This is a genomic window from Bradyrhizobium sp. AZCC 2289, assembly GCF_036924615.1.
Classification (GTDB): Bacteria; Pseudomonadota; Alphaproteobacteria; order Rhizobiales; family Xanthobacteraceae; genus Bradyrhizobium.
Genome location: NZ_JAZHRY010000001.1, coordinates 10,279,822 through 10,294,197, shown reverse-complemented (window position 1 = coordinate 10,294,197; position 14,376 = coordinate 10,279,822). Strand labels below are relative to the sequence as shown.

Sequence of the window (14,376 nt, the reverse complement as noted above, 5' to 3'; positions counted from 1 at the left end):
CCATGAGGTCACAATATCTCTCATCCTTCGAGACGCGGCGAAGACGCCGCTCCTCAGGATGAGGAAGCGCCGATAACTCTGAATATCCACGAGCCCGCCATGCCCAAAGGTCCTCCGCTCCGCCTCGGAGTAAATGTCGATCATGTCGCCACCCTCCGCAACGCGCGGGCAGGCGAGCGGCCGGATCCGGTCCGCGCCGCGCTGGCCGCGATCGAGGCCGGCGCCGACGGCATCACCGCGCATCTGCGCGAGGATCGCCGCCACATCCGCGACAACGACATGGCGCGGCTGAAGGCTGAGATCTCGAAACCGCTGAATTTCGAGATGGCTGCGACCGAGGACATGCTGAAAATCTCGCTCGCGACCAGACCGCATGCGGTGTGCCTGGTTCCCGAGCGCCGCGAGGAGCTCACCACCGAGGGCGGGCTCGACGTGGTCGGGCAGCACAACGCGCTGGCGCCCACCATCGCCCGGCTGAACGATGCCGGCATCCGGGTGTCGCTGTTCATCTCCGCCGAACCGAAACAGATCGAGATGGCGGCGAAGCTGCGGGCGCCTGTGATCGAAATCCATACCGGCGGTTGGTGCGACGCCGTGGTCGATGGCCACACGGTGAAGGCCGAAACCGAATGGCAGCGCATTGTCAGTGGCGCGCGGTTGGCGCGCTCCGCCGGGCTGGAGGTCCATGCCGGCCACGGCCTCGACTACAAGACCGCGGAGGCTATCGCCGGCCTGCCCGAAATCGCGGAGTTGAACATCGGTTACTTCATGATCGGGGAGGCGCTGTTTGTCGGCATCGGCGAAACCGTCCGCATGATGCGCGCGGCGATGGATCGCGGCCGCAAGAGCCATATGGGCAAGGCATGATCCTCGGCATCGGCTCCGACCTGATCGACATCACCCGCGTCGCCAAGGTGATCGAGCGCCACGGCGACCGCTTCCTCGACCGCATTTTCACCGATGCCGAGCGCGCCAAGGCCGCGCGCCGCGCCAAAAACGAGAAAATGGTGGTGGCGACCTATGCCAAGCGGTTTGCCGCCAAGGAGGCCTGTTCCAAGGCGCTCGGGACCGGTATCCGGCGCGGCGTCTGGTGGCGGGATATGGGGGTGGTGAACCTGCCGGGCGGCCGCCCGACCATGCAACTGACCGGCGGGGCGCTGGCCCGGCTCGAGGCGATGACCCCTCCGGGCTTTGAGGCACGGATCGACCTTTCGATCACCGACGATTGGCCCCTGGCGCAGGCTTTCGTCATAATTTCGGCGGTCGCGTCCGGCAAATCGTGACGCTCGCGGCCGTTGCCGTCAGCGGATCGAGCCAAAACTAAAAATCGTAGATTTATCAAAGGATTGGCAAGTTTTTACCGGGCGATTGATTGCGCGTCCGCGAACAACCGTCTAAAACGCCGCAGCGACAATATCGAGCCAGGGCGGATTCGGGTTTGCGCCGGAATTTGCCTTCAACATCAGAATCAAGACCATTTTCCTGACGCGAACGGCAAGCGCTTCGCGAGAGGAAAACGTTCTGCCACCATGCGGCGAGAGCGCGCAGGATTTGGGAAAGCAATGAGCGTGACCACAGGGACCAAATCCGAGAGCGGCTTGGGTGAAACCATCCGTGTCGTCATCCATGCCCTGCTGATTGCGTTGGTGATCCGCACTTTCCTGTTCCAGCCGTTCAACATTCCCTCGGGCTCGATGAAGGCGACGCTGCTGGTTGGCGACTATCTCTTCGTGTCGAAATATTCGTACGGCTACAGCCATTATTCGATTCCGTTCTCGCCGCCGCTGTTCTCCGGGCGCATCTTCGGCTCGGAGCCGAACCGGGGCGATATCGTCGTGTTCCGCCTGCCGAAGGATGATTCCACCGACTACATCAAGCGCGTGATCGGCCTGCCGGGCGACCGCATCCAGATGAAGGACGGGCTGCTCTACATCAACGATGTGCCGGTCAAGCGCGAACGCCTGAGCGATTTCATCGGCGAGGACCCCTGCGGTTCGGAGGCCACGGCGCGGGTGAAACGCTGGAAGGAGACGCTACCGAACGGCGTCAGCTATGAATCGCTGGATTGCGTCGACAATGGCTTCTACGACAACACCATCGTCTACACCGTGCCGCCCGGCCATTTCTTCATGATGGGCGACAATCGCGACAACTCGCAGGATAGTCGCGTGCTGGCCGCGGTCGGTTACGTGCCGTTCGAGAATATCGTCGGCCGGGCGCAGATGATCTTCTTCTCCATTGCCGAGGGCGAACACGCCTGGATGTTCTGGCGCTGGCCGACCGCGGTGCGCTGGAATCGCATATTCTCAATCGTGCGATGAACGACGAAACGCCCGTCATCCAGGAGCCCCCGACGTCCGGCGAGCCGAGCCCGCTTCCTGATGCCGGCGACACTGCCGTGCCCAAGAAGAAGCGCGGCAAGGCCGGCGCAAAGGCCGCGGCTGCCGCCACCGCGGCGCTCGAGGCGCGCATCGGGCACAAATTCGCCGATCCCTTGTTGCTGGCCACCGCGTTCACCCACGTATCGGCGCTGAAGCCGGCCCGCAGCCGCGGGGAGAGCTATCAGCGCCTGGAATTTCTCGGCGACCACGTGCTCGGCCTGATCGTTTCCGACATGCTCTATCGCGCGTTTCCAAACGCCGACGAAGGCGAGTTGTCGAAGCGGCTGGCCGATCTCGTGCGCAAGGAGAGCTGCGCCGACGTCGCGAAATCGCTCGGCCTGGTCGACGACATCAAGCTCGGCCAGGTCGGCGCCAGCGCGAGTGCAAGGTTGCGCAAATCCGTGCTCGGCGACATCTGCGAAGCGCTGATCGGGGCGATCTTTCTCGACGGCGGCTATCAGGCGGCGGCGCAATTCGTCGAGCGCAACTGGCTTGAGCGGATGCGCAAGCCGCGGCGGCCGCTGCGCGATCCCAAGACGGTGCTGCAGGAATGGGCGCAGAGCAAGGGAATGCCGACGCCGGTCTATCGCGAGGTCGAGCGCACCGGACCGCATCATGATCCGCAATTCCGTGTCGCCGTGGAACTGCCGGGACTTGCGCCGGCCGAAGGGGTCGGCGGCAGCAAGCGCGCGGCCGAAAAGGTCGCCGCCTCCGTCATGATCGAACGCGAAGGCGTGAAATAATGAATGAAACTGACGCGAAGGCTGCAGTCGCGACGCGCTGCGGCTTCGTGGCGCTGATCGGCGCCCCCAATGTCGGCAAATCCACGCTGGTCAATGCGCTGGTCGGCTCCAAGGTCACGATCGTCTCGCGCAAGGTGCAGACGACGCGGGCGCTGATCCGCGGCATCGTCATCGAGGACAATGCGCAGATCATCCTGGTCGATACGCCCGGCATCTTCTCGCCGAAGCGCCGGCTCGATCGCGCCATGGTGTCGACGGCCTGGAGCGGGGCGCATGACGCCGATCTGGTCTGCGTGCTGCTCGACGCCAAGGCGGGGATCGACGAGGAAGCCGAGGCGATCCTGGCAAAACTCGCGACCGTAAAACATCCAAAAATCCTGGTGCTGAACAAGATCGACCTGATCCCGCGCGAGAAATTGCTGGCGCTGGCGCAGACCGCCAACGACCGCATGACGTTCGAAAACACTTTCATGATCTCGGCGCTGTCGGGCGACGGCGTCGGCGATCTCCGGCAAACGCTCGCCAAAATGGTGCCGCCGGGGCCGTTCCATTATCCCGAAGACCAGATGTCGGACGCGCCGATGCGGCATCTGGCGGCCGAGATCACGCGCGAGAAGATCTACCGGCAATTGCATCAGGAACTACCGTATCAATCCACCGTCGAAACCGACAGCTGGACCGAGCGCAAGGACAAGTCGATCCGCATCGAGCAGACGATTTTTGTCGAGCGCGAAAGCCAGCGCAAGATCGTGCTCGGCAAGGGCGGCGCCACCATCAAGTCGATCGGCGCGGATTCGCGCAAGGAAATCGCCGAAATCGTCGGCGTTCCCGTGCATTTGTTCCTGTTCGTCAAAGTGCGCGAGAACTGGGGCGACGACCCCGACCGTTACCGCGAGATGGGACTGGACTTCCCCAAGGAATAATCTGGGAATAATAAGGAAATGACCGGCTCCCGATGAACGTACCCAAGAACGTAGTGTGGTTTGAAGTACTGCTGTATCTGTCGCTGACGCTGGACGCGCTGTCCGTCGCGTTCGACGATCGGACGCCGACCGCTGAAATGACCGAACAGATGATCACCGTGGCAACCGTGATTTACGCGCTCCTGATCCTGCTGCTGGTTTATTTCGTCTGGCTCGCCGCCCAGCGGCGCAAGAACTGGCCGCGCTGGGCGTTGGCCACGGCTCTGGTACTGTCGGTTATCTCGCTGGTGCAGATGATCGGCGACAAGGGCGTGGAACTCAGCAGCGGCATCGAGGTCGTGTCCTGCGCGCTGACCGCGGCGGGGCTCTATTTCTCCTTCACCGGCGACGCGCAGGGCTGGTTCAACGCGTAGTGGTTGTTCCACTGTCATTCCGGGTTCGCATCTTCGATGCGCCCCGGAATGACAGTGGTGAGACGGCTGCGCCTTCCGCCGGAATCCTGTAAACTCAACCCTATGGAATGGACCGACGAAGGCATCGTGCTCGGGGTGCGGCGGCATGGCGAATCCTCCGCCATTGTCGAACTGCTGACGCGCGCCCACGGCCGGCACCTCGGCCTGGTGCGCGGCGGTTCGAGCAAACGGATGCGGCCGCTGCTGCAGCCCGGCAACAGCGTGACGGCGGTGTGGCGAGCCCGGCTCGACGAGCATCTCGGCTATTACGTGGTCGAGGGCACGCGGCTGCGCGCGGCCACCATGCTGTCGTCGTCGCATGCGACCTATGGCGTCACCCATCTGGCCTCGCTGGCCCGGCTATTGCCGGAGCGCGACCCGCACGAAGACATTTACGAGATGCTCGAGCGCACGCTGGACGATTTCGACGATGTCAGCCAAGCCGCCGCCCATCTCATCAAATTCGAGCTGGCGATGCTGGCCGAACTCGGTTTTGGGCTCGACCTGGAAAATTGCGCCGCGACCGGTGAGACCACGGAGCTGATTTACGTGTCGCCAAAGTCCGGCGGTGCGGTATCGCGGCGGGCCGGCGAGCCGTTCCGCGACCGGTTGTTACGGCTGCCGCCGTTCCTGCGCGAAGGGGAGGGCGGTCCGAACGGCTGGTCGGACCAGGACCTGCTGGATGGTTTTCGACTGACAGGGCTGTTCCTGCTCCGCCACGTGCTGGAGCCGCGCGGGCAGGGCCATTCCGATGCGCGGGATGGATTTATCAATGCGGTGACCAAATATCGGGCGCGGCAGGCGGTTCCGTAAGCCCGATTCGCGGCCTAAATTGCCGCCGATTCGTGTCTTGCCCGATTCACCGCGAGGGTTTAACGCCTCCCCATGGGAAAACGACAGCTACCGCCGGAAGAACCGGCTGAAGTTCACGAGGTCATGCTGCGCGATGCGCTCGAGGAGCGCTATCTCGCCTATGCGCTTTCGACCATCATGCACCGCGCGCTGCCGGACGCCCGCGACGGCCTGAAGCCGGTGCACCGGCGCATCCTCTATGGCATGCGGCTGCTGCGGCTCGATCCCGGCACGCCGTTCAAGAAATCGGCCAAGATCGTCGGCGACGTGATGGGTTCGTTCCATCCGCATGGCGACCAGGCGATTTACGACGCCATGGTGCGTCTCGCGCAGGATTTCTCCTCGCGCTATCCGCTGGTCGACGGCCAAGGCAATTTTGGCAATATCGACGGCGATAACGCCGCCGCCTACCGCTATACCGAAGCGCGCATGACCGAGGTCGCGCGGCTGCTGCTGGAGGGCATCGACGAGGACGGCGTCGAATTCCGCGCCAATTACGACGGCCAGACCAAAGAGCCGATCGTGCTGCCCGGCGGATTTCCAAACCTGCTCGCCAACGGCGCACAGGGCATCGCCGTCGGCATGGCGACCTCGATCCCGCCGCACAACGCGGCCGAGCTGTGCGACGCCGCCCTGCATCTGATCGAGAAGCCGGACGCGAAGTCGAAGACGCTGTTGAAGTGGGTCAAGGGTCCGGATTTTCCGACCGGCGGCATCATCGTCGATTCCAAGGAGGCCATCACCGAGGCCTACATGACCGGGCGCGGCTCGTTCCGCACCCGTGCCCGATGGACCCAGGAAGAGGGCGCGCGCGGCACCTGGATCGTGGTCATCACCGAAATCCCCTGGCTGGTGCAGAAGTCGCGGCTGGTCGAGAAGATCGCCGAACTGCTCAACGAGAAGAAGCTGCCGCTGGTCGGCGACGTCAGGGACGAGTCGGCCGAGGACATCCGCCTCGTGATCGAGCCGAAATCGCGCGCGGTCGATCCTGAACTGATGATGGAATCGTTGTTCCGGCTGACCGAGCTCGAAAGCAAAATTCCGCTGAACCTCAACGTGCTGGTCAAGGGCCGCATCCCCAAGGTGCTGGGCCTGGCCGAATGCCTGCGCGAATGGCTCGACCATCTGCGCGACGTGCTGCTGCGCCGCTCCAACTACCGCAAGGAGCAGATCGAGCATCGCCTCGAAGTGCTCGGCGGCTATCTGATCGCCTATCTGAACATCGACAGGGTGATCAAGATCATCCGCACCGAGGATGAGCCGAAGCCAGCGCTGATGAAGGCGTTCAAGCTCAGCGAGATCCAGGCCGACGCCATCCTCAACATGCGCCTGCGCAGTTTGCGCAAGCTCGAGGAATTCGAGATCCGCACAGAGGACAAGAACCTCCGCGCCGAGTTGAAGGGCATCAAGGGCATTCTCGCCTCCGAAACCGAGCAATGGTCGAAGGTTAGCGAGCAGGTCCGGAAAGTCCGCGATATTTTTGGTCCGAAGACGCCGCTCGGCAAGCGCCGCACGACCTTCGCCGATGCGCCCGAGCACGATCTCGCCGCGATCGAGGAAGCCTTCGTCGAGCGCGAGCCGTGCACGGTGGTGATTTCGGAAAAGGGCTGGGTGCGCACGCTCAAGGGCCATGTCGAAGATATTTCGGGGCTTGCCTTCAAGACCGACGACAAGCTCGACCATGCCTTCTTCGCCGAGACCACGTCAAAACTTCTGGTGTTCGCCACCAACGGCAAATTCTACTCGCTCGACGTCGCAAAACTGCCGGGCGGCCGCGGTCATGGCGAGGCGATTCGCATGTTCATCGACATGGAACCGGAAACCGCAATCGTCTCGCTGTTCGTCAACAAGGGCGAGCGCAAGTTCCTGATCGCCAGCAGCGAAGGGCAGGGGTTCATCGTCAAGGAGGAGGATTGCGTCGGCAACACCCGCAAGGGCAAGCAGGTGCTCAACGTCGAGATGCCGAACGAAGCCTGCGCGATCGCAACCGTGTCGGGCGATACCGTTGCCGTGATCGGCACCAATCACAAGATGGTGCTGTTCCCGCTCGACCAGGTGCCGGAAATGGCGCGCGGCCGCGGCGTGCGGCTGCAGAAGTACACCAGCGCCTCGTTGTCCGACGTTGCCACATTCGATTCCAAGGCAGGGCTTGCCTGGAAGGATTCGGCCGGCCGCGACCAGAGCATGAGCTGGAAAGACCTTTCCGACTGGCGCGGCAACCGCGCCGACGCCGGCCGCCTTGCGCATGGCCTGCCGAAGTCGAACAAGTTCGGACGGGGCGTGGAGTAGAGATAGCCGCCCCTGCGAAGGCCGATGCGGCCCGTCAGGCCCCGCTTCGCAGCGTGCCCGCGGCGGCAACGAGGCCGACCGCGCCGGCCGGATTCATGCTGTCGACCATGGCCGTCGGGATCAGGATCGTCGCGCCGCGCTCCTTGGTGGTCTCGTAGATGATGTTCATGGCACGGAGCTGCAGCGCCGCCGGGCTGCGGGCATAGATATCGGCCGCCTCGACAAATTTCTGCGCGATTTCCTGTTCGGCCTGTCCGAGCAGGACGCGCGCCAGTTTCTCGCGTTCGGCCTGTGCCTGCCGGCTCATCGCGTCCTGCAACGCCGGCGGCACGCCGATATCGCGGATCTCGACCGAGAGTACCGACACGCCCCATTCCGCGGTCTTGCGTCCGATCTCTTCGCGCAATAGCTGATCGCCCTGTTTGCGTTCGGACAGCAGCGTCGACAGCAGCGACGAGCCGACGATCTCGCGAAGGGAGGTTTGTGCGACCTGGGTGATGGCCTGGCGGTAATTTGTAATTTCGAGTGCGGCGCGCTCCGGATCGTGAATCTGCCAGAACACGATCGCGTCGATATTCACCGGCACCGTGTCTTTACTCAATGCCTTTTCGGCGTTGATTTCGGTCGTCTGAATGCGTTGATCCAGCCAGGAGGCCACATTATCGATGAACGGGACGATGGCGAACATCCCCGGGCCACGAATGGCCGAGAGCTTGCCGAGCCGCAGCACGACCGCGCGTTCCCACTGATCCGCCACCATGATGGTTTGAGGAACGAGGAACGCCAGGATTGCAAGGCACCCCGCCAGCCAATAGAGGCTGCGGGAGGCCGTGTCATAGGCGAGCCATGCGCTGAGCGCCGCGACCGCTGCGACCACGACAGCCAGTACGATCGCGGGTTGGTTAGCACCACTTGCTTTAAAATAGTTGTTCATGACGACTATTCCTTCTGCTTCGCGAGGGCCGTTATTCGGTCAGCTACGGCGACGGGATCGACGCCCATCGTGGCCGCTGTGGCGAGAACCTGTTTTGCCAATCCGTCGATCTGAACCTGGCGCGCGCGCGCGCCCATGAGGGGAGGGGGCTTGGCTACAAAGCTGCCGCGCCCGCGAACCAGCGTGATGGCGCCCATCCGCTCGAGCTCGTCATAAGCGTGCCGCACGGTATTGAGGTCGATCTTCAGGGCGACCGCCACTTCGCGCATGGTCGGCATCTGATCGCCGGCCGCCAGCACGCCGGCGCCGAGTTGGCGCAAGATCTGTTCCCGAAGCTGGACATAGATGGGAACGCCCGAGCTTTCGAGCCGCAAGGTGGTGAGTAGCTCTGTATGCATTAACTAGTACACTAGACATCACATGCGATTTGGTCAATACTTTTGTTCGACAGGCTGATCCGCGGGTCGACAAGCCGGCGCGGCAGCGCAGGGATGGAGGTGCGTATGGGCAGAGCAGCAAGGCTGGCACACGCAGCGAATATCGGCGTTGTTTTGGCGCTTGGTGGCGCACTGGCTACTGCGAACGCGCAGGCCATTCCCGGCGCGCTCCCTGAATCCGCAAAAGCTCTCGCGCAGGGCGAATGGCCGGCCTATGCCGGCACCTACGCGGCCTCGCGCTATTCGCCGCTGACCCAGATCGACGCGACCAACGCCACGAAATTGCACATTGCCTGGCGCTGGAAGTCGCCCGACATGGCGATCAAGGAAGCCGACCCGACGGTCGGCCCAAGCACCGCCAATGAGTCGACGCCGCTGATGGTCGGCGGCGTGCTCTATACCTCGACCTCGCTGTCGCAGGTCGCCGCGATCGACGCCGCTACCGGTGTGACCAAATGGGTGTTCGATCCCAAGATCTACCAAAACGGTCTCGGTCTTCCTCCCAACCTCGGATGGGTGCACCGGGGCGTCGCGTACTGGCGCAATGGCGATGACGAACGCATCGTGATGTTGACAGCGTTTGGCCAGATGATCGCGATCGATGCCAAAACCGGAACGCCGGTGCCGAGCTTCGGCAAGGACGGCCGTGTCGATTTGGTGGAAGGGCTGCGCCGCCCGGTCGATCGCGGCTATTACACCATGACCTCGCCGCCGGTGATCGTCCGCGGCGTCATCGTGGTCGGCTCTTCCGTGTTCGACTGGTGGGGCAAGCGGCCGTCACCGCCCGGCGATGTCAGGGGTTTCGACATCGCGAGCGGCCGTCTGCTCTGGACCTTCCACACGGTTGCCCAGGGCGAGGAGCCCGGCACTGATACCTGGGAGAAGGATTCCTGGAAGGACGCCGGCAACGCCAATGTCTGGGCGCCGATGAGCGCGGATGAGGAACTCGGTTACGTCTATCTGCCGGTCAGCACGCCGACCAACGATTATTATGGCGGCCATCGCCCCGGCGATGGGCTCTACGGCGAGAGTCTTGTTTGCCTCGACGTCGCGACCGGCAAGAAGGTCTGGCACTACCAGCTCGTGCATCACGGCCTCTGGGACTACGACCCGCCAGCGGCGCCGAATCTGATCGACATCAATGTCGGCGGCAAGCGCATCAAGGCGGTCGCGCAGGTGACAAAGCAGGCCTTCGTCTATGTGTTCGATCGCGTCACCGGCCAGCCGGTGTGGCCGATCGAGGAGCTGCCGGTGCCGGCCTCCAGCGTGCCCGGCGAGCGCGCGTCGAAGACGCAGCCGGTGCCGACCAGGCCCGCCGCAATCGATCTTCAGGGCGCGCGCGACGAGGATCTGATCGATCTGACGCCGGAGATCCACAAGGAGGCGATCGATATCGCCGCCGCCTATGACCGTGGCGGGTTGTTCACGCCGCCGTCGCAGCGCGGCACGATCGCGGTGCCCGGCAATGCCGGTGGCGCGAGCTGGTCGGGTGCGGCGATCGATCCGGAGACCGGTACGCTGTATGTTGGAACGCAACGGCTGCCGACCCTGATCCTCATTAGCAAGCCCGAGCCGTGGCAGGGGACCTACGATTTCATCGGCCTGCCCAGCTACGTGCCGGGACCCCGGGGATTGCCGCTGCTCAAGCCGCCGTTCGGCAGCATGGTCGCAATCGACATGAATAGCGGCGATCACCGCTGGCGGATTCCGGTCGGCCGCAGCGGGGCGATGGGGCCGATCCGGAAACTCGGCATCCGCGAGCAGCTCGGGCTGCCGTTCCGCAGTTGGGCGCTGCTGACCAAGACCGTCATGATCGTGGTGCAGATGGGATATTACAGTCCGCCGCGCTTCGTGCCCGGACTCAATTTGCCGATCAGGGACCTCCACAATCTCGATCCGCATCTGTGGGTCTACGACAAGACCAGCGGCGAAATGCTGGCGGAGCTCGAATTGCCGGCGAACGCGACCGGTGCGCCGATGACCTATCTGGCCGGCGGCAAGCAATACATCGTGTTTCCGGTCGGCGGCGGCCCGCTGGTGGAGGAACTGATCGCGGTCGCGCTATGAACACTATAACGCGGCCGCTGTAATAGTATTCGAATTTCCGCGCGCTATAACCGCAGCCGTCGAAACCGATCGATCAGGCAACGGTTATTTTTTGCAATGGCGCACGATCACCATCATCACGATCACTCCCATGCGCACGATCACGGGCACGGGCACGATCACGCGGGTCACAGCCATGCGCCGGCTAGTTTTGGCGCGGGCTTTGCCATCGGCGCGTCGCTCAATGCGGCGTTCGTCGTCGCGGAACTGGTTTTCGGCTACGCGGCCAACTCGCTCGCCCTGATTTCCGACGCCGTTCATAATTTCTCCGACGTGATCGCGCTGTTGCTGGCCTGGGGCGCCGCGTGGCTGGCGCAGAAGCAGCCGACCGATAGCCACACGTACGGCTACCGGCGGGCATCGATCCTCGCCGCTCTGTTCAATGCCGGCCTGTTGCTGGTCGCGGTCGGCGGCATCGCCGTCGAGGCCATCAACCGCCTGCGCGAACCCGCGGCGGTGGCGGGCTGGACCGTCGTGTGGGTCGCCGCCCTCGGCATCGCGATCAATGGCGGCACCGCGCTGCTGTTCATGCGCGGCCGCCATGGCGATCTCAATATCCGCGGCGCCTATCTGCATATGGCGGCGGATGCGGCCGTTTCGCTCGGCGTGCTGGTCGCAGCGCTCGTGATTATGGCCACGGGATGGCTGTGGGTCGATCCGGCGATCAGCCTCGTCATATCAGCCGTGGTGCTGGCGAGCGGCTGGGCCCTGATGCGCGACAGCGTCAATCTCGCGCTCGACGCCGTGCCGAGAGGCATCGAACTCGCCGCGGTGCGGGATTATCTCGGCGGCCTGGAAGGCGTCCTGGAAGTCCACGATCTGCACATCTGGGCCATGAGCACCAACGAGACCGCGCTGACCGTGCATCTGGTGCGTCCCGGCGGCCACGACGATGCGTTCCTCCATCACGTCTGCGAGGGGCTGTCGCACCGTTTCAACATCCATCACGCGACGCTGCAGATCGAGGCCAGCAGCGCGACCTGCAAGCTCGCGCCGGCCGAGATGGTGTAGGGCTCAAATAATCCCGGCCACCCGCAGCGCTACGCCCGCCGCGCACGATCCGCCCAGCACCGTCAACATACCCAGGTTGAAGCGGAAGATCGCGGTCGCTGCCGCCACCGCCAACACCAGCGCGGGAAAATCGATGCTCGACAAGACAGGCATGTCGAACGACAGCCCGGCCGAGCGGACCGGCGTCGTCTCGCGGAATACCGTGTGCAGCGCGAACCAGATCGACAGATTGAGGATCACGCCGACCACGGCCGCGGTGATCGCCGTCAGTGCGCCCGCGAGCCCCTTGTTGCCGCGCAGCGTCTCGATGAAGGGCGCTCCCAGGAAAATCCAGAGGAAGCAGGGCGTGAAGGTGACCCAGGTCGCGAGCAGCCCGCCGAGCGTGCCCGCCAGCATCGGCGACAGTTGGCCGGGATCGCGAAAGGCGGCCATGAAGCCCACGAACTGCAGCACCATGATCAGCGGGCCTGGCGTGGTCTCGGCCATGCCGAGGCCGTCCAGCATCTCGCGCGGCTGCACCCAGTGATAATGCTCGACTGCCTGCTGCGCGACATAGGCCAGCACCGCATAGGCGCCGCCGAAGGTCACCAGCGCCATCTTGGAGAAGAACAGCGCGATCTGGCTAAACACATTGGCCTGGCCGAGGCCAATCAGCAGCGCGCCAACCGGCACCAGCCATAGCAGCAGCCACACCGCGCTGACGCGCAGCGCGCGCGGCACGCTGGGGCGGACATGGTCGGGCAGCTCATCGCTGAGCATGCTGTCCACGGCCGCTGCTTTCTTGCCATTGCCGCCGTGCCCGACCGCGGCGAATTCGCTCCGCCCGCTTTTGGCGCCGAGATAGCCGATCACGCCGGCCGAGATGATGATGATCGGGAAGGGTACGTTGAAAAAGAAGATCCCGATGAAGGCGGCTGCCGCCAGTGCGATCATGATCCGGTTGCGCAGCGCGCGTTTTCCCACCCGGACGACGGCCTGGATCACGATCGCCAGCACCGCGGCCTTCAGCCCGAAGAACAGCGCCTCGACGAAGCCGACATTGCCGTAGGCCGCGTAGATGTAGCTCAGCCCCATGATGGCGATAACGCCGGGCAGGATGAACAACCCGCCGGCCATGATGCCGCCGGCGGTCCGGTGCAGCAGCCAGCCGATATAGGTCGCCAGTTGCTGCGCCTCCGGCCCCGGCAGCAGCATGCAATAGTTCAATGCATGCAAAAACCGGCTTTCGGAAATCCAGTTCTTTTCGTCGACCAGGATGCGGTGCATCACCGCGATCTGGCCCGCGGGCCCGCCGAAGCTGAGCAGCGCGACGCGGAGCCAGACCTGGAAAGCTTCACGGAAGCTGATGCCGTGGCCGGCATCAGCTTCCGCCGTCTTGTTCGTCGTCGCGTCCATTATGCCTTCGCCTTGTTGGTCGGCCAGTTGTGGGTTTCCCCGGTTGCGTCGCGGCACCAGCGATAGAACGCGTCATACAGCAACATGCCGGCCTCGAGTTGTTCGAGATCGTCGTCATACATGCGCGACAGCCCGAGCGAGGCCGCGAGCAATCCCGGCGCTTCCGGCGACAGATCGAGCCGCGCGGTATCGGCCGCGCGCACCATGGTGGCGAGCCGCAGCAGAGGCGGGGTCGACAACCCGAACTCCTCGATCATCACGTCGAAGGTGCAGAGCTCGCCGCGGTGGCTCCAGAACACGTTTTCAATGTCGAACGGAACGGCATTGAAGCGTTCTCCGACCGCAACGACTTCGGGCGGCGTCACGAACAGAAATACCGCGTTCGGGTCGACGAACCGGCGGATCAGCCAGGGGCAGGCGATGCGGTCGATCTTCGGCCGCGCCCGGGTTACCCAGACCGTGCGCCCCTGCGCGTCGCGCGGCGGCAGTTTCGATGCGTTCACCAGCGGCAATTTGGCCTCTTTCCAGCCTTCAAAACCGCCGTCCAGGGTTTCCGCCGACACGTCAGCATGGCGCAGCCAGGCCGCCGTGCCTTGCGCCAGTTTCTCGCCGCGCATGCAGACGACGATGGCCGGATGGCCGGCGAATTCGCCGCCCCAGTTGGCTGCGTCTTGATGGTTGCGCCGGACCGCGCCGGGAATCAGCCGCGGATCCGCTGCAAAATCCTCGTCGGTTCGGACGTCGATCAAAACAGGGGTCTTCGCCGTCCCGATCAAACGGGAAAGCTTATCTTGGGATATAGAGGTGTGGGATGACATGGTTGCGCCCTCGTAAAACAGAACGGGACGCGATA

14 protein-coding genes are annotated in these 14,376 nt (G+C 63.9%); 10 read left to right on the top strand and 4 right to left on the bottom strand.

The annotated features are described in order from the left end of the window. The first annotated feature begins 99 nt into the window (after nucleotides 1-99). The 8 genes from V1289_RS48625 (at nucleotide 100) to parC (ending at nucleotide 7,640) form a co-directional block, all read left to right on the top strand. On the top strand, nucleotides 100-867 hold the full coding sequence (locus V1289_RS48625; protein ID WP_334406983.1) for a pyridoxine 5'-phosphate synthase: 768 nt from the start codon (nucleotides 100-102) through the stop codon (nucleotides 865-867). After that, the gene (gene acpS, locus V1289_RS48620) at nucleotides 864-1,283 is read left to right on the top strand and encodes a holo-ACP synthase (RefSeq protein ID WP_334406982.1); all 420 of its coding nucleotides are present in this window, start codon (nucleotides 864-866) and stop codon (nucleotides 1,281-1,283) included. The genes V1289_RS48625 and acpS overlap by 4 nt, the downstream gene beginning before the upstream one ends. 279 nt (nucleotides 1,284-1,562) lie before the next feature. After that, nucleotides 1,563-2,321 carry a signal peptidase I gene (gene lepB, locus V1289_RS48615; protein WP_074276229.1) on the top strand — a complete coding sequence of 253 codons (759 nt, stop codon included), beginning with the start codon at nucleotides 1,563-1,565 and terminating at the stop codon, nucleotides 2,319-2,321. After that, nucleotides 2,318-3,124: a ribonuclease III gene (rnc, locus tag V1289_RS48610; protein ID WP_334406981.1), complete on the top strand. Its 807-nt coding sequence runs from the start codon at nucleotides 2,318-2,320 to the stop codon at nucleotides 3,122-3,124. The genes lepB and rnc overlap by 4 nt, the downstream gene beginning before the upstream one ends. After that, nucleotides 3,124-4,047 carry a GTPase Era gene (gene era / locus V1289_RS48605; RefSeq protein WP_309177412.1) on the top strand — a complete coding sequence of 308 codons (924 nt, stop codon included), beginning with the start codon at nucleotides 3,124-3,126 and terminating at the stop codon, nucleotides 4,045-4,047. Before rnc ends, era begins: the two co-directional genes overlap by 1 nt. A gap of 32 nt (nucleotides 4,048-4,079) precedes the next feature. Beyond that, nucleotides 4,080-4,460 carry a hypothetical protein gene (locus V1289_RS48600; protein WP_309177411.1) on the top strand — a complete coding sequence of 127 codons (381 nt, stop codon included), beginning with the start codon at nucleotides 4,080-4,082 and terminating at the stop codon, nucleotides 4,458-4,460. A gap of 102 nt (nucleotides 4,461-4,562) precedes the next feature. Next, nucleotides 4,563-5,312 (top strand): DNA repair protein RecO, encoded by a 750-nt coding sequence (gene recO, locus V1289_RS48595; protein WP_334407966.1) that lies wholly within the window; start codon nucleotides 4,563-4,565, stop codon nucleotides 5,310-5,312. 72 nt (nucleotides 5,313-5,384) lie between these two features. Next, entirely contained in the window at nucleotides 5,385-7,640 is a 2,256-nt protein-coding gene (parC, locus tag V1289_RS48590) for a DNA topoisomerase IV subunit A (protein WP_334406980.1), read from the top strand. A gap of 34 nt (nucleotides 7,641-7,674) precedes the next feature. Here parC and V1289_RS48585 read toward each other — a convergent pair whose 3' ends face one another. Together V1289_RS48585 and V1289_RS48580 are read right to left on the bottom strand one after the other, a co-directional pair. Then, entirely contained in the window at nucleotides 7,675-8,574 is a 900-nt protein-coding gene (locus tag V1289_RS48585; protein WP_334406979.1) for a slipin family protein, read from the bottom strand. A 5-nt stretch (nucleotides 8,575-8,579) separates the two neighbouring features. Continuing rightward, nucleotides 8,580-8,972, bottom strand: a complete 393-nt coding sequence (locus V1289_RS48580; RefSeq protein WP_334406977.1) for a GntR family transcriptional regulator — start codon at nucleotides 8,970-8,972, stop codon at nucleotides 8,580-8,582. Between the two features lie 105 nt (nucleotides 8,973-9,077). On the opposite strand from V1289_RS48580, the gene V1289_RS48575 reads away from it, so the two are divergent. Further along, entirely contained in the window at nucleotides 9,078-11,078 is a 2,001-nt protein-coding gene (locus tag V1289_RS48575; RefSeq protein ID WP_334406975.1) for a pyrroloquinoline quinone-dependent dehydrogenase, read from the top strand. Between the two features lie 96 nt (nucleotides 11,079-11,174). Next, nucleotides 11,175-12,128 carry a cation diffusion facilitator family transporter gene (locus V1289_RS48570; RefSeq protein ID WP_334406973.1) on the top strand — a complete coding sequence of 318 codons (954 nt, stop codon included), beginning with the start codon at nucleotides 11,175-11,177 and terminating at the stop codon, nucleotides 12,126-12,128. Between the two features lie 3 nt (nucleotides 12,129-12,131). On the opposite strand, the gene chrA is transcribed toward V1289_RS48570, so the two are convergent. Further along, the gene (chrA, locus tag V1289_RS48565; protein WP_334406971.1) at nucleotides 12,132-13,523 is read right to left on the bottom strand and encodes a chromate efflux transporter; all 1,392 of its coding nucleotides are present in this window, start codon (nucleotides 13,521-13,523) and stop codon (nucleotides 12,132-12,134) included. Continuing rightward, nucleotides 13,523-14,341, bottom strand: a complete 819-nt coding sequence (locus V1289_RS48560) for a chromate resistance protein ChrB domain-containing protein (protein ID WP_334406969.1) — start codon at nucleotides 14,339-14,341, stop codon at nucleotides 13,523-13,525. Before V1289_RS48560 ends, chrA begins: the two co-directional genes overlap by 1 nt. Nucleotides 14,342-14,376: the final 35 nt, after the last annotated feature.